This is a genomic window from Bradyrhizobium sp. HKCCYLS1011, from assembly GCF_051167795.1.
Lineage (GTDB): Bacteria > Pseudomonadota > Alphaproteobacteria > Rhizobiales > Xanthobacteraceae > Bradyrhizobium.
In genome coordinates this window covers 139,457-158,550 of the sequence record NZ_JBNPTT010000003.1, presented here as the reverse complement: position 1 = coordinate 158,550, position 19,094 = coordinate 139,457, and the positions used below count along the sequence as shown (strand labels likewise).

Below are 19,094 nucleotides of genomic sequence, written 5' to 3'. Positions count from 1 at the left end.
ATTCGCGCGGCCGTTTGTGCACATACTTGTGTTGATGCTCGGCTTGATGACGGGACATCCGGCGCTGGCCGGGGCTGAGGCCACCAAACCGATCAAGGTGGTGGTGCTCGGGGATTCCCTGAGCGCGGGGCTCGGCCTAGCGGGCCAGGAGGCATTTCCGGCAAAATTGCAAAAGGCTTTGCAGGACAAGGGGCTACCCATTGACATGACGAACGCGGGGGTATCCGGCGATACCGCTTCCGGTGGCCGCGACCGGCTCGACTGGTCGGTGCCCGAGGGGACCGAGGCCGTCATCGTCGAGCTCGGCGCCAACGATGCGCTCCGCGGCATCGATCCCATGCTCACCCGCAGTGCGCTCGCCGAGATCGTGACCCGGCTGAAGGCGCGCAAGATTGCGGTCATGCTGTGCGGCATGCTGGCGCCGCCGAACTATGGCAGCAATTATGCGGCGAAGTTCGACGCGATCTACCCGGATCTCGCCAAGCGCTTCGACGTGCCGCTCTATCCGTTCTTTCTCGAGGGCGTCGCGGCCGACCCCAAGCTCAACCAGGCCGACGGCATCCATCCAACGGCGGCAGGCGTCGACATCATCGTTTCGAAGATGTTGCCCACCGCGGAGGCATTTCTGCGTCCGCTCCGTGGGCAATGATCGCCAACCGCTTAACGCAGGTGGTCCCCGCTAACCTGCGATAATCCACTCGACCAAGGTTGTCCGCAGGTTTCCCATCCGTTAACGCGCCTTGCTTCGCAGAGTCATATAAGTTCGGTAGGAAATATGCATCGGCGATTCGTCGTCGATCAACTTCGGGAGGCCGGGCCCGGTATCTTGCGGGGGCGGTCTCAAGCATCGGGAGTCCTCACACGATGCCGCGTCTGTTCACTGGACTGGAAATCCCGGCCGATATCGGCCAGACCCTTTCCGGCTTGCGGGGTGGCCTCCCCGGCGCCCGCTGGGTCGATCCCGAAAACTATCACGTCACACTGCGCTTCATCGGCGATATCGACGGCGCCTCCGCCAACGAGATCGCCTCGATGCTGTGGCGGGTCAACCGCAAACCTTTCGAGGTGACGGTGCAGGGCTTGTCCAGCTTCGGCGGCCGCAAGCCGCGCGCCGTGATTGCCAACATCGCGCCGAGCCGGCCGCTGATCGAGCTGCAGGCGGAGCTCGAGCGGATGATGCAGCGGATCGGGCTCGATCCGGAGGGGCGCAAATTCGTTCCGCATGTCACGCTGGCGCGGCTGCATGATGCCTCCAGCCAGGACGTCGCGGATTATCTGTCGGTGCGCGGCTATTTCCCGAGCCAGGTGTTCGTGGTCGAGCGCTTCGTGCTGTTCTCCTCGCGGGCCTCGACCGGTGGCGGACCCTATGTGGTCGAGGACGCCTACGAGCTGTGCCCGTGAGCTTCGCGGTGTCGTTGTAGCTCGCCGGTATTTTGCGGCGGTTGTTTGGGCGCCGTATACCAAAACAAGGATGGTGCCCGCATAGCGGCCACCACCAAATGACGGCTTGCAATTTTCGTAAGCCTCATGACCTAGAGTGGGCTCATGCTGTCCACTCCGTCAGATGCGTTTCGCGCCCAATATCAGGCGCTCATCGATTCCGGCGCCATTGAGGCCGATCCCGCACAGGCGGAGGTTGCTGATGCTTTGGCCGCGCTGGAGCGCCGGCTGTCGACCTACAAGCCTGCCCGCAAGCAGGGCCTGCTGGGCCGGCTCTTTTCCGACAAGAGCGAACCGCCGCGCGGCCTCTATGTCCATGGCGAAGTCGGCCGCGGCAAGACCATGCTGATGGACCTGTTCTTCCAGACCTGTCCGGTCGAACACAAGCGGCGCGCGCATTTCCATGAGTTCATGGCCGAGGTGCATGAGCGCATCTACGGATACCGGCAGAGCATCGCGCGCGGCCAGCTTGCCGATGCCGATGTGATCGGGCTGACCGCGAACGCGATCTTCGAAGACGCCTGGCTGCTGTGTTTTGACGAATTCCACGTCACCGACATCGCGGACGCGATGATCCTGGGACGGCTGTTTGCCAAACTGTTCGAGCTCGGCACCGTCGTCGTCGCGACCTCGAATGTCGCGCCCGAGGATCTCTACAAAGGCGGGTTGAACCGCGCCCTGTTTCTGCCCTTCATCAAGCAGATCGAAGATCACATGGAAGTCGCGCGGCTGGACGCACGCACCGACTTCCGGCTCGAGAAGCTGGCCGGCGTCAAGATGTGGCTGGTGCCGCCGGATGTCGACTCGCAGGCTGCGCTCGACAAGGCCTGGGCGAAGCTCACCGGCAACGCCAAGTGCAAGCCGCGCGACATCGTGATCAAGGGCCGCACCTTGCGTGTCCCGTGCTCGGCGCCGGGTGTCGCACGCTTTTCCTTCGCGGAATTGTGCGAGCAGCCGCTGGCGGCGTCCGACTATCTGCGGCTCGCGCACGACTATCACACCATCCTGGTCGACCGTATCCCAGTGATGGACTACGCCGAGCGCAATGCCGCCAAGCGCTTCATTACCCTGATCGATGCGCTCTACGACAACGCCGTGAAGCTGATCGCCTCAGCGGAAGCCAACCCGGTCTCGCTCTATCTCGCAAACGATGGCATCGAGGCGATGGAGTTCAAGCGGACCGCCTCTCGCCTGATCGAAATGGGTTCGGAATCCTATCTGGCCCTGCCTCACGGCCGGAAGGACTCGATGGCTAGCGGCACCTCGACCGGGTTGGTCGAAACCTGACATCGCAGGTACGGCGGCGGGCAAATCCTCTCAGCGGGCACACGGCCGCGAAATGGCCATGCCCGTGCCGCCAATGACGATCCCGACTAGGTTTTCAGGGGGGCTGATGGAAATGCAGGCAGCCGCGACAATTGGCCATGGCGTGACTTGAACGGCCAAGGCGAAAGGGATAACCAGCCTCCAGGCTTTTTCCACCTCCCTCCACCCGCTCGGGGTTCAAAGGACATTCCTCCATGGCGCGCGACAAGATTGCTTTGATTGGCTCCGGTCAGATCGGCGGAACGCTGGCTCACCTCATCGGCCTGAAGGAGCTCGGCGACGTCGTGATGTTCGACATCGCGGAAGGTGTGCCGCAGGGCAAGGCGCTCGACATCGCCCAGTCGTCGCCGGTCGACGGCTTTGACGCGCACTACTCGGGCGCCAATTCCTATGAGGCGCTGGACAATGCGAAGGTCTGCATCGTCACCGCCGGCGTACCGCGCAAGCCCGGCATGAGCCGCGACGATCTGCTGTCGATCAATCTGAAGGTGATGGAGCAGGTTGGCGCCGGCATCAAGAAATACGCGCCCGATGCCTTCGTCATCTGCATCACCAATCCGCTCGACGCCATGGTCTGGGCGCTGCAGAAGGCCTCGGGCCTGCCGCACAAGAAGGTGGTCGGCATGGCCGGCGTGCTGGACTCCGCGCGCTTCCGCTACTTCCTGGCCGATGAGTTCAATGTCTCGGTCGAGGACGTCACTGCCTTCGTGCTCGGCGGCCATGGCGACACCATGGTGCCGCTGACCAAATATTCCACCGTGGCCGGTATTCCGCTGCCCGATCTGGTCAAGATGGGCTGGACTTCGCAGGCCCGCATCGACGAGATCGTCGACCGTACCCGCAACGGCGGCGCGGAGATCGTCAACCTGCTGAAGACCGGTTCGGCCTATTACGCCCCGGCGGCCTCGGCGATCGCGATGGCTGAGAGCTATCTGCGCGACAAAAAGCGCGTGCTCCCCTGCGCGGCCTATCTCAACGGCGAATTCGGGGTAAAGGACATGTATGTCGGCGTCCCTGTCGTGATCGGCTCCAAGGGCGTCGAGCGCGTGGTCGAGATCGAGCTGGCCGGCAAGGATCGCGACGCCTTCGACAAGTCCGTTGCTGCGGTGCAGGGGCTGGTCGACGCCTGCAGGAAGATCGCGCCCGACTTGCTCGGCAAGTGAGCGGCTGAGGGCGGGCCGCCTGGTCCGCCCGCAATCACCGGGTTGCCGGCCGCTTGGTATATGGTATACCAACGAACCGGATTGGATCGTTGCAATTCACCCCAGGTGGGGTCGGGGAGCATGCTCGTATGAACATTCACGAATACCAGGCCAAGGCGCTGCTGCATGAATTCGGTGTGCCGATCTCGAAGGGCGTGCCGGTGCTGCGGCCGGAGGATTCGGATACCGCCGCCAAGACGCTGGCCGGTCCGATCTGGGTGGTGAAGAGCCAGATCCATGCCGGCGGCCGCGGCAAGGGCAAGTTCAAGGAAGCATCCGCCGGCGACAAGGGCGGCGTCCGCCTCGCCAAGTCGGTCGCCGAGGTCAACGAGTTCGCCAAGCAGATGCTCGGCGCCACGCTCGTCACGGTTCAGACCGGCGCGGAGGGCAAACAGGTCAACCGCCTCTACATCGAAGATGGCTCCGACATCGACAAGGAGTTCTATCTGTCGCTGCTGGTTGATCGCGAGACCTCGAAGGTCGCGTTCGTCGTCTCGACCGAAGGCGGCGTGAACATCGAGGACGTCGCGCACGAGACTCCCGAGAAGATCGTCACCTTCTCGGTCGATCCGGCGACCGGCGTCATGCCGCATCACGGCCGCACCGTTGCCAAGGCGCTGAAGCTCTCCGGCGACCTCGCCAAGCAGGCCGAGAAGCTTGCGACCCAGCTCTACACGGCCTTCGTCGCCAAGGACATGGCGATGCTGGAGATCAATCCGCTGGTGGTGACCAAGCAGGGCCAGTTGCGGGTGCTCGACGCCAAGGTGTCGTTCGACTCCAACGCGCTGTTCCGGCATCCGGAGATCGTCGAGCTGCGCGACGAGACCGAAGAGGACGCCAAGGAGATCGAGGCGTCGAAATACGATCTGAACTACGTCGCGCTCGACGGCACCATCGGATGCATGGTCAACGGCGCCGGCCTTGCGATGGCGACGATGGACATCATCAAGCTCTACGGCATGGAGCCGGCCAACTTCCTCGATGTCGGCGGCGGCGCCAACAAGGAGAAGGTGACGGCGGCGTTCAAGATCATCACCGCAGATCCCAACGTGAAGGGCATCCTGATCAACATCTTCGGCGGCATCATGAAGTGCGATGTCATTGCCGAGGGCGTGGTCGCGGCGGTGAAGGAAGTCGGCCTGAAGGTGCCGCTGGTGGTGCGCCTTGAGGGCACCAATGTCGAGCTGGGCAAGAAGATCATCAGCGAGTCCGGCCTCAACGTGCTGCCGGCCGACAATCTCGACGACGCCGCGCAGAAGATCGTTAAGGCGGTGAAGGGAGCCTGACACCGATGGCGGACCGTCTCGCCGCACCGCTGCCGACGGAAGAGCATCGCAGGCTTGCGGTGTTCGCCGGCGAGTGGCGCGGCGAGGAGACGGTCTATCCGTCGCGCTGGGTCGAAGGCGGCGAGGCGACATCGCACGTCACGGCGCGCATGGACCTCAACGGCTTCTATCTGGTCCAGGACACCAGACAGACCCGCGACGGCAAGGAAAGCTTCGCGACCCATGCGGTCTTCACCTATGACCGCGAGGATCGGCTCTACAAGCTGTTCTGGCACGATTCGCTCGGCTATTTCGCGCCGTCGCCGGCGTCAGGCAGTTGGAGCGGCAATTCCCTGGTGCTGGTCCGCGGCTCGCTGCGCGGCAATGCGCGCCACATCTATGAGGTCATCGACGACAACAGCTACGCGACGAAGATCCAGTTCTCGCCGGACGCCGAAGGCTGGTCCGAGGTGCTGACTGGCATCTATCGCCGGGTTGCTTGAGGGTCGCCGATGATCAGCGCCACGCAGATTGAAGCCTCGTCAAGCTGCCCGCTCGGCTTGAGCCGCGATCCTGCGCGATCGTTATCCATGGCTTGTGCCGTGGCCAACTTGCTCAACGCCCCGAAGAAACGTCAAACAATCTGGGTCTCAGCCCGGGGATCTCGTCTGGGGAGGTCGATGTCCACCCTCTCAACCCCAGTTCGAGTCAGGTAGTCCCGATGTCCGCAGCCGACCGTCATCTTCACAGCAGCCACGTATCCGGCCTCTCCGCCGGTCTCTGCGGCTTGGTTCTCATGTGTGCGGGGGCGAGCGGCGCGCAGGCCGGCGAGAGCGCGGCCGCGCTCGTGGCCTCGTTCCAGACGCTTTGCATGGCCGAGCCGCTGGATTTCGCCGGCAGCGAGCAGAAGGCCACCGCGATGCAGCTGTCGATCCAGCAGAGCATCGGCGCGCCGCCAGACGACTCCGGTTATTTCTCGCGCTCCAAGAGCTGGACCGTCATCGGCGTTGCTCCGCATGAATTCGTCGTGTCCGAGTCGCATGGGCCGAAGGGCGACTTCAAGAGCTGCGGCATCCGCTCCGCGGATATCGATGCCGCCGATTTCAAGACCGAGCTCGCGAAGACGCTCAAGCTCGGTAAGCCCTTGAGCGAAGGCATGAGCTCCGACGGTCAGCGCAGGAACCTCGTATGGACGGTGGGCGATCGCACGCTCACGCTCTCAGACAAATCGCCTCAGAACGTCAAACAGGGCGTTCGCCTCCTCCTCTCCAACAAACCGCTCTAGAGAAAGAACGATGTCCATCCTGATCGACAAGAACACCAAGGTCATCTGCCAGGGCTTCACCGGCAAGAACGGCACGTTCCACTCGGAGGCCGCGATCGCCTATGGGACCAAGATGGTCGGCGGCACCTCGCCGGGCAAAGGTGGCTCGACCCATCTCGGCCTACCGGTGTTCGACACCGTGAAGGAGGCGCGCGAGGCGACCGGTGCGGACGCCTCGGTGATCTACGTGCCGCCGCCGGGTGCGGCCGACGCCATCTGCGAGGCGATCGACGCCGAGGTGCCGCTGATCGTGTGCATCACCGAAGGTATCCCGGTGCTCGACATGGTCCGGGTCAAGCGCTCCCTGCAGGGGTCGAAGTCGCGGCTGATCGGGCCGAACTGCCCGGGCGTCATGACCGCCGGCGAGTGCAAGATCGGCATCATGCCGGCCAATATCTTCCGTCCGGGCTCGGTTGGCATTGTCTCTCGCTCCGGCACCCTGACCTATGAAGCCGTGTTCCAGACCTCCCAGGAAGGCCTCGGCCAGACCACGGCGGTCGGCATCGGCGGCGATCCGGTCAAGGGCACCGAGTTCATCGAGATGCTCGAGATGTTCCTGGCCGATGACAAGACCAGCTCGATCATCATGATCGGCGAGATCGGCGGTTCGGCGGAAGAGGATGCGGCGCAGTTCATCAAGGACGAAGCCAAGCGCGGCCGCAAGAAGCCGATGGTCGGTTTCATCGCCGGTGTCACCGCCCCTCCCGGCCGCCGCATGGGTCATGCCGGCGCGATCATCTCCGGCGGCAAGGGCGACGCCGGTTCCAAGACGGCAGCGATGGAAGCGGCTGGTATTACGGTGTCGCCGTCGCCCGCACGCCTCGGCAAGACGCTTGTCGAAAAATTGAAATCCTAATTCAGTGCTTTGTTCTTTTCGGCGCGAATATTTACAATAAATAAGGTAAACGGTCCTAACCGAGCCTGATCCGCTCCCTGCGGGTCAGGCCTTGCGCCGTATTTGATCTGGCGCACCGAAATCACCAGGACGACCTCATGTCTCGCCAAGATGCGAACGCCGCCTTTGCCCTGTCATCTTTTCTGCAGGGCACAAACGCGACCTATATCGACGAAATCTATGCCCGTTATGAGAAGGACCCCGCCTCGGTCGATCCAGACTGGCAGGAGTTTTTCAAGAGCCTGAAGGACCAGCCAGCCGACGTCATCAAGAATGCGGAGGGGCCGTCCTGGGAGCGTGCCAACTGGCCGGTCTCCCCGCGCGACGATCTGACTTCGGCGCTCGACGGCAACTGGGCGGAAGTCGAGAAGGCGGTCGGTACCAAGGTCGCGGCGAAGGCACAGGCCAAGGCCGTCGAGCTGTCAGCCGCCGACATCAACCAGGCGACCCGGGATTCCGTGCGCGCGCTGATGCTGATCCGCGCCTACCGCATGCGCGGCCACTTCCACGCCAAGCTCGATCCGCTCGGCATCGAGGCGCCGCGCAACCGCGAAGAGCTCGATCCGCGCTCCTACGGCTTCACGGAAGCCGATTTCGACCGCAAGATCTTCCTCGACCATGTGCTCGGTCTCGAATACGGCACCTTGCGCGAGATCGTCGCGATCTGCGAGCGCACCTACTGCCAGACGCTCGGCGTCGAGTTCATGCACATCAGCAATGCCGCGCAGAAGGCCTGGATCCAGGAGCGCATCGAGGGGCCGGACAAGGAAATCTCCTTCACCCGCGAGGGCCGGCGCGCGATCCTGATGAAGCTGGTCGAGGCTGAAGGCTTCGAGAAGTTCTGCGACGTCAAGTTCACCGGCACCAAGCGCTTCGGCCTTGACGGCGGCGAGGCCCTGATCCCGGCGCTCGAGCAGATCATCAAGCGCGGGGGCAATCTCGGCGTTAAAGAGATCGTGCTCGGCATGCCGCATCGCGGCCGCCTCAACGTGCTGACCCAGGTGCTGGCGAAGCCGCACCGTGCGCTGTTCCACGAATTCAAGGGCGGCTCGGCCAATCCCGACGCGGTCGAGGGCTCCGGCGACGTCAAATACCACCTCGGCGCGTCGTCCGATCGTGAGTTCGACGGCAATCGCATCCACCTGTCGCTGACCGCCAATCCGTCGCATCTGGAAATCGTCGATCCCGTGGTGCTCGGCAAGGTCCGCGCCAAGCAGGATCAGCACGGCGATCCGCCGGACATGCGCATCTCCGTGCTGCCGCTGTTGATGCATGGCGACGCGGCATTTGCCGGCCAGGGCGTGGTGGCCGAGTGCTTCGCGCTGTCGGACCTGAAGGGCTACCGCACTGGCGGCTCGCTGCACTTCATCGTCAACAACCAGATCGGCTTCACCACCTATCCGCGCTATTCGCGCTCGTCGCCCTACCCGTCCGACGTCGCAAAGATGATCGATGCGCCGATCTTCCACGTCAACGGTGACGATCCGGAAGCGGTGGTGTTCGCCGCCAAGGTCGCGACCGAGTTCCGGCAGAAATTCCACAAGCCGGTCGTGATCGACATGTTCTGCTACCGCAGGCACGGTCACAACGAGGGTGACGAGCCGGCTTTCACCCAGCCGGTGATGTACAAGAAGATCGGCGCGCATCCGTCGACGCTCGAGATCTATGCCAAGCGTCTGGTCGCCGAGGGCGTGATGACCGAGGGCGAGGTCGAGAAGGCCAAGGCGGACTGGCGCGCCCGGCTCGATGCGGAGTTCGAGGCCGGCGCCAGCTATCGTCCGAACAAGGCCGACTGGCTGGACGGCAAATGGGCCGGCCTGAAGTCGGCCGACCAGGAAGAGGAAGCCCGCCGCGGCGTCACCGGCGTCGAGATCGGGAAGCTCAAGGAGATCGGCCGCAAGATCACCAAGGTGCCGGACGGTTTCCGCGTCCATCGCACCATCCAGCGCTTCCTGGAGAACCGCGCCAAGGCGATCGAGAGCGGTGTCGGTCTCGATTGGGCGACCGGCGAGGCGCTGGCATTCTGCGCGCTGCTCCTGGAAGGCCACCAGGTGCGTCTCTCCGGCCAGGATTGCGAGCGCGGCACCTTCTCGCAGCGCCATTCGGTGCTGATCGACCAGGAGGATGAGAGCCGCTACACGCCGTTCAATCATCTGGCGCCAGAGCAGGGACATTTCGAGGTCATCAACTCGCTGCTGTCGGAAGAGGCGGTGCTCGGCTTCGAATATGGCTACTCGCTCGCCGAGCCGAACGCGCTGGCCTGCTGGGAGGCGCAGTTCGGCGATTTCGCCAACGGTGCCCAGGTCGTGTTCGACCAGTTCATTTCTTCGGGCGAACGCAAATGGCTGCGCATGTCGGGCTTGGTCTGCATGCTGCCGCATGGCTATGAGGGGCAGGGGCCGGAGCACTCCTCGGCGCGCCTGGAGCGCTACCTGCAGCTCTGCGCCGAGGACAACATGCAGGTGGTCTATCCGACCACGCCGGCGAATTACTTCCACGTGCTGCGCCGGCAGCTGCATCGCGAGATCCGCAAGCCGCTGATCCTGATGACGCCGAAGTCGCTGCTGCGCCACAAGCGCGCGGTGTCGCGGCTCGACGAGCTCGCCAAGGACACGACGTTCCACCGCATCCTGTATGACGACGCCCAGATGCAGTCGGACGACAAGACCAAGCTCGTTCCGGACGATCAGATCCGCCGCATCGTGCTGTGCTCTGGCAAGGTCTATTACGACCTCTATGATGAGCGCGAGAAGCGCGGGCTCAATGACGTCTACCTGATGCGCATCGAGCAGCTCTATCCGGTGCCGCTGAAGGCGCTGGTCACTGAGCTCAGCCGCTTCAAGAATGCCGAAGTCGTCTGGTGTCAGGAAGAACCGCGCAACATGGGCGCCTGGCACTTCATCGAGCCGTATCTCGAGTGGGTGCTGAACCAGGTCGGCGGCAAGAGCAAGCGTCCGCGCTATGCCGGCCGCGCCGCGTCGGCTGCGACCGCAACCGGCCTGATGTCGAAGCATCTGGCCCAGCTCAAGGCGCTGCTCGACGACGCGCTGAACTAGTCCTTCGTGGCCCGCATGAGCGGGCCACTCAGTACGCGTAGCCACATCTGTTCGTACTGGATCGCCCGCGCCCGCGGGCGATGACACTCACGTTTATGACCGCTCGGGGTTATTGAGGATAAGACCATGACTGAAATTCGCGTTCCGACGCTCGGTGAATCCGTCACCGAGGCCACCATCGGCCGCTGGTTCAAGAAGGCCGGCGATGCGGTGGCGGTGGACGAGCCGTTGGTGGAGCTCGAGACCGACAAGGTGACCATCGAGGTGCCGTCGCCCTCGGCCGGAACGCTCGGCGAGATCGTGGCCAAGGACGGCGAGACGGTCGCGGTCGGTGCGCTGCTCGGGCAGATCAACGACGGCGCGGCCGCGGCCAAGCCGGCCGCCGCTCCCGCCAAGCCGGTCGCTTCGGCCGCTCCGCCGGCGGCAGCGGCTGCCTCGGCTCCCGCCGCAAAGGCGCCGCCGGCCGACGCGCCGCTCGCCCCTTCCGTACGCAAGCTCTCGGCCGAAAGCGGCGTCGATGCCACCACCGTGCCGGGCTCCGGCAAGGACGGCCGCGTCACCAAGGGCGACATGCTGGCCGCGATCGAGCGCGCGGCCTCGGCGCCGACCCTGGTCAATCAGCCGGCCGCCGCGGTTCAGGTCCGGGCACCGTCGCCGGCCGATGATGCCGCGCGCGAAGAGCGCGTGAAGATGACGCGCCTGCGCCAGACCATCGCCCGCCGCCTGAAGGACGTGCAGAACACCGCGGCGATGCTCACGACCTTCAACGAGGTCGACATGACCCACGTGATGGCGCTGCGCAGCCAGTACAAGGACGCGTTCGAGAAGAAGCACGGCGCCAAGCTCGGCTTCATGGGCTTCTTCACCAAGGCGGTGGTGCAGGCCCTGAAGGACATCCCGGCAGTCAACGCCGAGATCGACGGCACCGACCTGATCTACAAGAACTACTATCACATCGGCGTCGCGGTCGGCACCGACAAGGGCCTGGTCGTGCCCGTGGTGCGCGACTGCGACCACAAGTCGATCGCCGACATCGAGAAGGGCATCGCCGATTTCGGCCGCCGCGCCCGCGACGGTCAGCTCAAGATCGAGGAGATGCAGGGCGGCACCTTCACGATCACCAATGGCGGCATCTACGGTTCGCTGATGTCGACGCCGATCCTGAACGCGCCGCAGTCGGGCATCCTCGGGATGCACAAGATCCAGGAGCGGCCGATGGTGGTCGGCGGCAAGATCGAGGTGCGGCCGATGATGTATCTGGCGCTGTCCTACGATCACCGCGTCATCGACGGCAAGGAGGCGGTGACCTTCCTGGTGCGTGTCAAGGAGAGCCTGGAGGATCCGGCGCGGCTGGTGCTGGATCTCTGAGTGGAGGCGTCGATGGAGGAGCCGTCAATACCGTCACTCCTGCTGTCCATGGTGCCATTTCTCGTGACCACCGTGATCTTCTTCATCTTCGCCATCCCAATCAGCAGAAGGAAGGGGAAGGGTATCGGGTTCGCCGCCTGGAGCCTCATTCCGTTCCTGACGCCCTTCATCGTGTTCTATCTGGCGAGTCTGACTGACAAAGCCGTGCTTGACCGGCTTGCCGCACTCGAAGGCAAATCACAGTAAGACATCGGTCAGGCGGTCCGCGCCGCCTGGCCATACAAAGTGGGGGCAATCATGACGGATCGAGTTGCAGTCATTACCGGTGGCAGCCGCGGCATTGGCCGTGCGACCGCGCTTGCCGTGGCCGCGCGCGGCTTCAAGGTCGTGGTCGGTTACGCCAGCAACGAAGCCGCAGCCAAGAGCACCGTTGCGGCGATCGAGGCGAAGAACGGCAAGGCCATCGCCGTGAAATGCGATGTCGGCCATGAGCGCGACATCCTCGCTTTGTTCAAGGCGGCCGATGCCTTCGGTCCGCTCGGCGCGCTCATCAACAATGCCGGCATCGTCGGACCGACCTCGCGGGTCGACGAGATGAGCGCCGAGCGCATCGAGCGGCTGATGGCGATCAACGTGACCGGCAGCATTCTCTGCGCCCGCGAGGCGGTGAAGCGGATGTCGACCCGGCATGGCGGCAAGGGTGGCGTGATCGTCAATCTGTCCTCCGTCGCCGCGCGGCTCGGCTCGCCCAACACTTACGTCGACTATGCCGCCTCCAAGGGCGCGATCGACTCGTTCACGGTCGGCCTCGGACATGAGGTCGCCGGCGAAGGCATTCGCGTTGCCGCCATTCGGCCCGGCCTGATCGATACTGAAATCCATGCCTCCGGCGGCGAGCCTGATCGCGCGCATCGGCTGGCGCCGATGGTGCCGATGAAGCGCGTCGGCACCGCCGAAGAAATCGCCAATGCCATCGTCTGGCTGTTGTCGGACGAGGCGTCCTACGTCACTTCAGCCATTCTCGACGTGTCCGGCGGACGCTGACGCCGACCGTTGCCCTCCTCAGACTGAATTCCCACGGAAAACTAGCATCATGGCTACTTACGATCTCGTTGTTATCGGCACTGGGCCCGGAGGTTACGTCTGCGCGATCCGCGCGGCGCAGCTCGGCATGAAGGTGGCCGTCGTTGAGAAGAACGCCACGCTCGGCGGCACCTGTCTCAATGTCGGCTGCATGCCCTCGAAGGCACTACTGCATGCCTCGGAGATGTTTGAAGAGGCCGGACATTCCTTCGCCAAGATGGGCGTCAGCGTTCCCGCACCCAAGCTCGACCTGCCCTCGATGATGAACTTCAAGCAGCAGGGCATCGACGGCAACGTCAAGGGCGTCGAGTTCCTGATGAAGAAGAACAAGATCGACGTGCTCAACGGCAAGGGCAAGATTCTCGGCACCGGCAAGGTTCAGGTCACGGGCCAGGGCGGCGCGAGCCAGACGGTCGAGACCAAGAACATCGTGATCGCCACCGGCTCCGACGTCGCGCGATTGAAGGGCATCGAGATCGACGAGAAGCGCGTCGTCTCGTCCACCGGCGCGCTGTCGCTGGAGAAGGTACCTTCGAGGCTGCTCGTGGTCGGCGCCGGCGTGATCGGTCTCGAGCTCGGCTCGGTGTGGCGCCGCCTCGGCACGCAGGTCACGGTCGTCGAATTCCTCGACCGTATTCTCCCGGGGATGGATGGCGAGATCGCCAAGCAGTTTCAGCGCATCCTGGAAAAGCAGGGCTTTGCATTCAAGCTCGGCGCCAAGGTGACCGGTGTGAACACATCGGCGGCGAAGCTCGCCGCGACCATTGAGCCGGCCGCCGGCGGCAGCGCCGAGACGATCGAAGCCGATGTCGTGCTGATCGCGATCGGCCGCGTGCCTTATACGGAAGGACTGGGCCTGCAGGAGGCCGGTGTCATCCTCGACAATCGCGGTCGCGTGCAGATCGATCACCATTTCGCGACCAACGTGCCGGGCGTCTACGCGATCGGTGATGTCGTCGCCGGTCCGATGCTCGCGCACAAGGCCGAGGATGAAGGCGTGGCGGTGGCGGAGATTCTCGCCGGCCAGGCCGGGCATGTGAACTACGACGTGATACCTGGCGTCGTGTACACCACGCCGGAGGTTTCCTCTGTCGGCAAGACCGAGGAGGAACTGAAGCAGGCGGGCGCCGCCTATACCGTCGGTAAGTTTCCGTTTACCGCGAATGGCCGTTCGAAGGTCAACCAAACCACCGATGGCTTCGTCAAGATTCTCGCAGATGCAAAAACCGATCGCGTGCTCGGCGTGCATATCATCGGCCGCGAGGCCGGCGAGATGATTCACGAAGCAGCCGTATTGATGGAGTTCGGTGGTTCGGCCGAGGATCTGGCGCGCACCTGTCACGCGCACCCGACCCGCTCCGAAGCCATCAAGGAGGCGGCGCTTGCGGTCGGCAAGCGTGCCATCCATATGTGATCGACGCCCGCAGGCATCATCGTTCCAATACGCGTCGAACGATCATGCTGACAGCCAGCCAAGCGCGATGCTGCGTCATTTGACCGCATCGCGCGCAGCTCACGGGCGGAGATGGAGTGCCATGCTGCGCCGCTTGCTTCAGCCGTTCTGGGTCCTGCTTGCGATCATCTTCCTGATCGAAGCCTGGCTATGGGATCATCTCGAGCCGATCGTGGCGCGTGTGGTCGCGGCGATTCCGCTGCGCGCGCTCAAGCACTGGCTTGCCGCGCAGATCGATACGCTCTCGCCGCCTCTGACGCTGGTCGTCTTCGTGGTGCCGCCGGTCCTGCTGTTTCCGCTGAAGCTCGTTGCGCTTTGGCTGCTCACGCATCATCACTTCATGGGCGGAGCCGCCACGGTCCTGTTCGCGAAGTTCGTTGGTCTCGGCGTCACCGCCTTCGTGTTCGACGTGACGCGGCCCAAGTTGTTGCAGATGGCGTGGTTCTCGCGGCTCTATCAGGCCGTGCTCTCGCTGCGCGCCAGGGCCTCTGAACTGGTCGAGCCGGTCAAGCAGCGTGTCCTGGACGTCGTGCGCGGCAATGGCGATCGCTGGTCGTCACGGTTCTGGCGGCTGATCCTGCGCTTCCGCAAGAGCGTGCAGGAAGCACGGTGACGTCACCTGCCCTCTAGGAGAGGGCAGGTGATTACGCGTGCAGCCTTGCGCGCCGAATCAATGCAGAGGCAGCAGGTGCGGCTCGAACAGGCCGAGCGCAGTCATGGCGATGCCGACCAGCATCAACGCACCCGAAACCCAGGCCAGCGCCAGCATCCCGGTGATGATGGTCGCCGATGCCAGCACGATCGCGATCTGGAAGGCGCCTGACGCCAACTCATAGTGGTGGTACTTGGCCGTGGCGAGGTCGCGTTCCTCCTCGGCATGCCTGGCGCGCTCGGAGAGCTGCTCGCTGCCTTCGCCGGTCTCCGGCTCCGAGCGGTAGCGCGCGGCGTTCTTCTGCCAGTCGTCGATCTGCTTCTGCAGCGCCGCCCTGGTCGCGTCGTCGGGCAGGGCGGGCAGATTGAGCTTGCCTTGCTCGGCCGCCGTCTGCGCCACGGTGCGGCGGATCGTCTTGGCCTGGAAGAAGGCCCAGAGGTTGGAGGCCTCGACATTCTTGCTGATCGCTTCGGTCTGCGCGCCCTTGCCCAGGGTTTCGGACAGCGCCAGGAACAGCGCGATCACAGCGATCAAAAGTGCGATCTTTCGATTCTCGCCCGAGGCATGCTCGGCGTGTTCGGCGTGCTCCATGCTCTCATGTGCGCTCATCTGTTCCCCTCCGTATGGTCTGAAGGACGATTGCCGGAACGGCGGGGGCAGCGCAAGAGCAACGATGTGACGGAAACGTGTCTGCGCCAGCTCAGCGCCGTGGATGCGCTGAGGCATACACTTCGAGCAGCCGTTCAGAATCGATGCCGGTATAAATTTGAGTCGTCGACAGCGACGCGTGGCCGAGCAGCTCCTGGATCGCGCGCAGATCGCCGCCGCGCGAGAGCAAGTGCGTCGCAAACGAATGGCGCAGCGCATGCGGCGTGGCGCTGTCGGGCAGCCCGAGCGCGCCACGCAGCCGCTCCATCGCGAGCTGGATGATACGGGGACTGAGCGGCCCGCCTTTGGCGCCGATGAACATCGGTCCCTCCGCAGGCAGCGGGTAGGGGCACAGCGCGGCATATTCGTCGATCAGCTGCAGCACGTTCTGCAGCACCGGCACCATCCGGGTCTTGTTGCCCTTGCCGGTCACGATCAGCACGTCGCCTTCGCCCGGCCGCGGCACCTCGCGCCGCTTCAGGCCGAGCGCCTCCGAGATGCGCAGGCCCGAGCCGTAGAGCAGCGCCAGCACGGCGGCATCGCGCGCCAGCACCCAGGTCTCGCGGGTTTCGCCGGCGCGCTCGTCGGCGTCGGTGACGCGCTTGGCCGCATCCATCGGCAGCGGCTTGGGCAGGCTCTTGGCAATCTTCGGCGCGCGGATCGCTGCGAAGGCCCCGACCTTGCCCTTGCCCTCGCGTTCCAGGAAGCGGCCGAACGAGCGCAGGCCGGCGAGCGCGCGCATCAGCGAGCGCCCGGCAATGTCGCCGGCGCGGCGCATCGCCAGGAAGGCGCGGATGTCGGCGGCCTCCAGCGCGGCGAATCGTGCCAGCGTGACGCGCTCGCCCCAGTGCTCACAGAGGAACTGCAAACATTGCCGCAAGTCCCGCGCATAGGCTTCGACCGTCTTCGGCGACAGCCGCCGCTCGCTCTGCAGGTGCTGAAGCCACTGCGCCATTGCCCGCGAGACGCTGTCGTCGGCGCAGACGAGGTCGAGCGCTTCGGGTGCCTTTGCGGTCGTCTTCTCTACCTGGTTCTCTGCTTTGGCCATGGTGTTCTGGACAGCGCGGATGATCTAACTATATCGCATTGCCTTCGTTTACCATTCGCTAACCTCGCGCGGCCGCGCTAGCGTCAATTCCCCAGGCAAACCGATCCTAAACATGGACCGCGTGACCAAATCCCATTCAGGCGCTGCCGCCTCGACCGGCGTGGTCGATGTGCTGGTGCCGGTCGCGCTCGACCACACCTATTCCTACCGCGTGCCGCGCGGCATGGAGCTGAGACCGGGTGACGTGGTCGGCGTGCCGTTGGGGCCGCGCGAGGTGCTGGCGGTGGTCTGGGCCGACAACGCCAATCCGGACCCGCGCCTGCACAACCGGCTGAAGGATGTCTCTGAAAAGCTCGACGTGCCGCCACTCAAGGACGAGTTGCGGGCGCTGGTCGACTGGGTCGCCAATTACACGCTGTCTGCCCGCGGCATGGTGCTGCGGATGTGTTTGCGCATGGGCGAGCATCTCGGGCCGGAGCGCATCCGGCTCGGCGTGCGGCTGGTGGGCGAGCCGCCGAAGCGGCTGACGGCGGCGCGTCGGCGGGTGATCGAGATCCTGTCGGACCGGCTGTTGCACGGCAAGTCGGACCTGGCGCGCGAGGCCGGCGTCTCCACTGGTGTGATCGACGGGCTGGTCGACGAGGGCACGCTGAGCGTCGAAGCGATGCCGCGCGCTCTGCCGCCGCCACCGCCCGATCCGTCCTTCGCGCAGCCGGAGTTCTTTCGCGAGCAGCGCGCCGCCGTCGATGCGATGCGCGCGCTCGCCGCCAACGGCACCTTCCACGTCGCGCTGCTCGACGGCGTCACCGGCTCGGGCAAAACGGAAGTGTATTTCGAGGCGGTCGCCGAGACCGTCCGCCGCGGCAGACAGTCGCTGATCCTGATGCCGGAGATCGCGCTCACCGGTCAGTTTCTCGACCGCTTCTCGCGCCGCTTTGGTGTGCGGCCGCTGGAATGGCATTCCGAGCTGACGCCCCGCACCCGCCAGCGCAACTGGGCGGCGATCGCCGCCGGCGAAGCGCCCGTCGTGGTCGGCGCGCGCTCCGCGCTGTTCCTGCCCTATGCGAATCTCGGACTCATCGTGGTCGATGAGGAGCACGACCAGGCCTACAAGCAGGACGACGGCGCGCACTATCACGCGCGCGACATGGCCGTGGTGCGCGGGCACATCGCCAAAATCCCGGTGGTGCTGGCCTCGGCCACGCCCTCGGTCGAGACCGAGGTCAATGCGCGCAAGGGCCGCTACCAGCGCGTCGCGCTGCCCTCGCGCTTCGGCGGCCAGCACATGCCGCACATCGAGGCCATCGATCTCCGCCGCGAGCCGCCGCAACGCGGCCGGTTCATCTCGCCGCGCCTCGCCGGCGAGATCCGCACCGCGATCGAGCGTCGCGAGCAGGCGCTCTTGTTCCTGAACCGGCGCGGCTATGCGCCGCTCACGCTGTGTCGCGCTTGCGGTCATCGCTTCGCCTGCACCATCTGCGACGCCTGGCTGGTCGATCACCGCTTCCGTCAGCGCCTGGTCTGCCACCATTGCGGCTTCTCGATGCCGCGGCCGCCGACCTGCCCGCACTGCGCGGCGGAGCAGTCACTGGTCGCGGTCGGCCCCGGCGTGGAGCGGCTGCAGGAGGAGGCGGCGGCGCTGTTCCCGGACGCGCGCAGCATGGTGCTGTCGAGCGATCTCATCACCTCGATCGAGACCATGCGCGCCGAGCTGACGGAGATCGCCGAAGGTCGCGTCGACATCATCATCGGCACCCAGCTCGTCGCCAAGGGACACCACTTCCCGAGGCTTAATCTGGTCGGCGTGGTCGATGCCGATCTGGGCCTGGGCAATGGCGATCCGCGCGCCGCCGAGCGCACCTGGCAGCTGCTGAACCAGGTGATCGGGCGTGCTGGCCGCGACCAGGGGCGCGGGGTCGGCTATCTGCAGACGCATCAGCCGGAGCATCCCGTGATGAAGGCGCTGATCGCCTGCGACCGCGAGGCGTTCTATGCCAGCGAGATCGAGGCGCGCGAGCGCACGTCGTACCCGCCGTTCGGGCGGCTGGCGAGCCTGATCATTTCAGCAGGCGACCGGCCCACGGCCGAGGGGTTTGCGCGCAAGCTCGCGGCGACGGCGCCGCGCGAGGAGGGCGTGACCTTGCTGGGACCGGCGGAAGCGCCACTGGCGGTCATCAAGGGCCGTTATCGTTTCAGGCTGCTTTTGAAATCCGCGCGCAATTTCGATCTGTCGGATTATCTGCGCCACTGGTTGGCGCATGCGCCGAAGCCGAGGGGCAATCTCAAGCTCGAGGTCGACGTCGACCCGCAGAGCTTTTTGTAAGGACGCTTCGC

Annotated in this window: 17 protein-coding genes; 15 read left to right on the top strand and 2 right to left on the bottom strand. The window is 64.8% G+C overall.

Going from position 1 to position 19,094, the window contains the following annotated elements; genetic code table 11:
* Positions 1 to 16: 16 nt before the first annotated feature.
* From ACQR1W_RS09585 to ACQR1W_RS09520, 14 genes are all read left to right on the top strand, one after another.
* The gene (locus tag ACQR1W_RS09585; protein WP_434851126.1) at positions 17 to 649 is read left to right on the top strand and encodes an arylesterase; all 633 of its coding nucleotides are present in this window, start codon (positions 17 to 19) and stop codon (positions 647 to 649) included.
* Positions 650 to 864: 215 nt separating this feature from the next.
* On the top strand, positions 865 to 1,401 hold the full coding sequence (gene thpR / locus ACQR1W_RS09580; RefSeq protein ID WP_434850574.1) for an RNA 2',3'-cyclic phosphodiesterase: 537 nt from the start codon (positions 865 to 867) through the stop codon (positions 1,399 to 1,401).
* A gap of 144 nt (positions 1,402 to 1,545) precedes the next feature.
* Positions 1,546 to 2,727: a cell division protein ZapE gene (gene zapE, locus ACQR1W_RS09575; protein WP_434850573.1), complete on the top strand. Its 1,182-nt coding sequence runs from the start codon at positions 1,546 to 1,548 to the stop codon at positions 2,725 to 2,727.
* Positions 2,728 to 2,960: 233 nt separating this feature from the next.
* A complete protein-coding gene (gene mdh, locus ACQR1W_RS09570) occupies positions 2,961 to 3,929 on the top strand; it encodes a malate dehydrogenase (RefSeq protein ID WP_008969947.1) in 969 nt (322 codons plus the stop codon).
* 128 nt (positions 3,930 to 4,057) lie between these two features.
* The gene (sucC, locus tag ACQR1W_RS09565) at positions 4,058 to 5,254 is read left to right on the top strand and encodes an ADP-forming succinate--CoA ligase subunit beta (RefSeq protein WP_434850572.1); all 1,197 of its coding nucleotides are present in this window, start codon (positions 4,058 to 4,060) and stop codon (positions 5,252 to 5,254) included.
* A gap of 5 nt (positions 5,255 to 5,259) precedes the next feature.
* Positions 5,260 to 5,736 (top strand): DUF1579 family protein, encoded by a 477-nt coding sequence (locus tag ACQR1W_RS09560; RefSeq protein ID WP_434850571.1) that lies wholly within the window; start codon positions 5,260 to 5,262, stop codon positions 5,734 to 5,736.
* A gap of 218 nt (positions 5,737 to 5,954) precedes the next feature.
* A complete protein-coding gene (locus ACQR1W_RS09555) occupies positions 5,955 to 6,518 on the top strand; it encodes a hypothetical protein (protein ID WP_434850570.1) in 564 nt (187 codons plus the stop codon).
* A gap of 10 nt (positions 6,519 to 6,528) precedes the next feature.
* Positions 6,529 to 7,413, top strand: a complete 885-nt coding sequence (gene sucD, locus ACQR1W_RS09550; protein ID WP_008969943.1) for a succinate--CoA ligase subunit alpha — start codon at positions 6,529 to 6,531, stop codon at positions 7,411 to 7,413.
* Positions 7,414 to 7,550: 137 nt separating this feature from the next.
* Positions 7,551 to 10,508, top strand: coding sequence for a 2-oxoglutarate dehydrogenase E1 component (locus ACQR1W_RS09545; protein ID WP_434850569.1), 2,958 nt, complete (start codon positions 7,551 to 7,553; stop codon positions 10,506 to 10,508).
* A gap of 126 nt (positions 10,509 to 10,634) precedes the next feature.
* Positions 10,635 to 11,876 (top strand): 2-oxoglutarate dehydrogenase complex dihydrolipoyllysine-residue succinyltransferase, encoded by a 1,242-nt coding sequence (gene odhB, locus ACQR1W_RS09540; RefSeq protein ID WP_434850568.1) that lies wholly within the window; start codon positions 10,635 to 10,637, stop codon positions 11,874 to 11,876.
* A gap of 12 nt (positions 11,877 to 11,888) precedes the next feature.
* Positions 11,889 to 12,122, top strand: a complete 234-nt coding sequence (locus ACQR1W_RS09535; RefSeq protein ID WP_434850567.1) for a hypothetical protein — start codon at positions 11,889 to 11,891, stop codon at positions 12,120 to 12,122.
* 51 nt (positions 12,123 to 12,173) lie between these two features.
* A complete protein-coding gene (locus ACQR1W_RS09530) occupies positions 12,174 to 12,920 on the top strand; it encodes an SDR family oxidoreductase (protein WP_008969939.1) in 747 nt (248 codons plus the stop codon).
* A 49-nt stretch (positions 12,921 to 12,969) separates the two neighbouring features.
* Positions 12,970 to 14,373 carry a dihydrolipoyl dehydrogenase gene (lpdA, locus tag ACQR1W_RS09525; RefSeq protein ID WP_434850566.1) on the top strand — a complete coding sequence of 468 codons (1,404 nt, stop codon included), beginning with the start codon at positions 12,970 to 12,972 and terminating at the stop codon, positions 14,371 to 14,373.
* Positions 14,374 to 14,494: 121 nt separating this feature from the next.
* The gene (locus ACQR1W_RS09520; protein ID WP_434850565.1) at positions 14,495 to 15,025 is read left to right on the top strand and encodes a hypothetical protein; all 531 of its coding nucleotides are present in this window, start codon (positions 14,495 to 14,497) and stop codon (positions 15,023 to 15,025) included.
* A 57-nt stretch (positions 15,026 to 15,082) separates the two neighbouring features.
* On the opposite strand, the gene ACQR1W_RS09515 is transcribed toward ACQR1W_RS09520, so the two are convergent.
* A complete protein-coding gene (locus tag ACQR1W_RS09515) occupies positions 15,083 to 15,673 on the bottom strand; it encodes a DUF4337 domain-containing protein (protein ID WP_434850564.1) in 591 nt (196 codons plus the stop codon).
* Between the two features lie 91 nt (positions 15,674 to 15,764).
* Entirely contained in the window at positions 15,765 to 16,760 is a 996-nt protein-coding gene (locus tag ACQR1W_RS09510) for a tyrosine recombinase XerC (RefSeq protein WP_434850563.1), read from the bottom strand.
* 112 nt (positions 16,761 to 16,872) lie between these two features.
* Between ACQR1W_RS09510 and ACQR1W_RS09505 the strand changes: the two genes are divergently transcribed.
* On the top strand, positions 16,873 to 19,083 hold the full coding sequence (locus tag ACQR1W_RS09505) for a primosomal protein N' (protein WP_434850562.1): 2,211 nt from the start codon (positions 16,873 to 16,875) through the stop codon (positions 19,081 to 19,083).
* The last annotated feature ends 11 nt before the right edge of the window (positions 19,084 to 19,094 follow it).

Coding starts and splice junctions, on each gene's coding strand:
- zapE (WP_434850573.1), top strand. CDS start 1,546: ATGCTGTCCACTCCGTCAGATGCGTTTCGCGCCCAATATCAGGCGCTC.
- ACQR1W_RS09545 (WP_434850569.1), top strand. CDS start 7,551: ATGTCTCGCCAAGATGCGAACGCCGCCTTTGCCCTGTCATCTTTTCTG.
- ACQR1W_RS09510 (WP_434850563.1), bottom strand. CDS start 16,760: ATGGCCAAAGCAGAGAACCAGGTAGAGAAGACGACCGCAAAGGCACCC.
- ACQR1W_RS09505 (WP_434850562.1), top strand. CDS start 16,873: ATGGACCGCGTGACCAAATCCCATTCAGGCGCTGCCGCCTCGACCGGC.
- ACQR1W_RS09555 (WP_434850570.1), top strand. CDS start 5,955: ATGTCCGCAGCCGACCGTCATCTTCACAGCAGCCACGTATCCGGCCTC.
- sucC (WP_434850572.1), top strand. CDS start 4,058: ATGAACATTCACGAATACCAGGCCAAGGCGCTGCTGCATGAATTCGGT.
- ACQR1W_RS09560 (WP_434850571.1), top strand. CDS start 5,260: ATGGCGGACCGTCTCGCCGCACCGCTGCCGACGGAAGAGCATCGCAGG.
- mdh (WP_008969947.1), top strand. CDS start 2,961: ATGGCGCGCGACAAGATTGCTTTGATTGGCTCCGGTCAGATCGGCGGA.
- ACQR1W_RS09515 (WP_434850564.1), bottom strand. CDS start 15,673: ATGAGCGCACATGAGAGCATGGAGCACGCCGAACACGCCGAGCATGCC.
- ACQR1W_RS09535 (WP_434850567.1), top strand. CDS start 11,889: ATGGAGGAGCCGTCAATACCGTCACTCCTGCTGTCCATGGTGCCATTT.
- thpR (WP_434850574.1), top strand. CDS start 865: ATGCCGCGTCTGTTCACTGGACTGGAAATCCCGGCCGATATCGGCCAG.
- ACQR1W_RS09530 (WP_008969939.1), top strand. CDS start 12,174: ATGACGGATCGAGTTGCAGTCATTACCGGTGGCAGCCGCGGCATTGGC.
- sucD (WP_008969943.1), top strand. CDS start 6,529: ATGTCCATCCTGATCGACAAGAACACCAAGGTCATCTGCCAGGGCTTC.
- lpdA (WP_434850566.1), top strand. CDS start 12,970: ATGGCTACTTACGATCTCGTTGTTATCGGCACTGGGCCCGGAGGTTAC.
- ACQR1W_RS09520 (WP_434850565.1), top strand. CDS start 14,495: ATGCTGCGCCGCTTGCTTCAGCCGTTCTGGGTCCTGCTTGCGATCATC.
- odhB (WP_434850568.1), top strand. CDS start 10,635: ATGACTGAAATTCGCGTTCCGACGCTCGGTGAATCCGTCACCGAGGCC.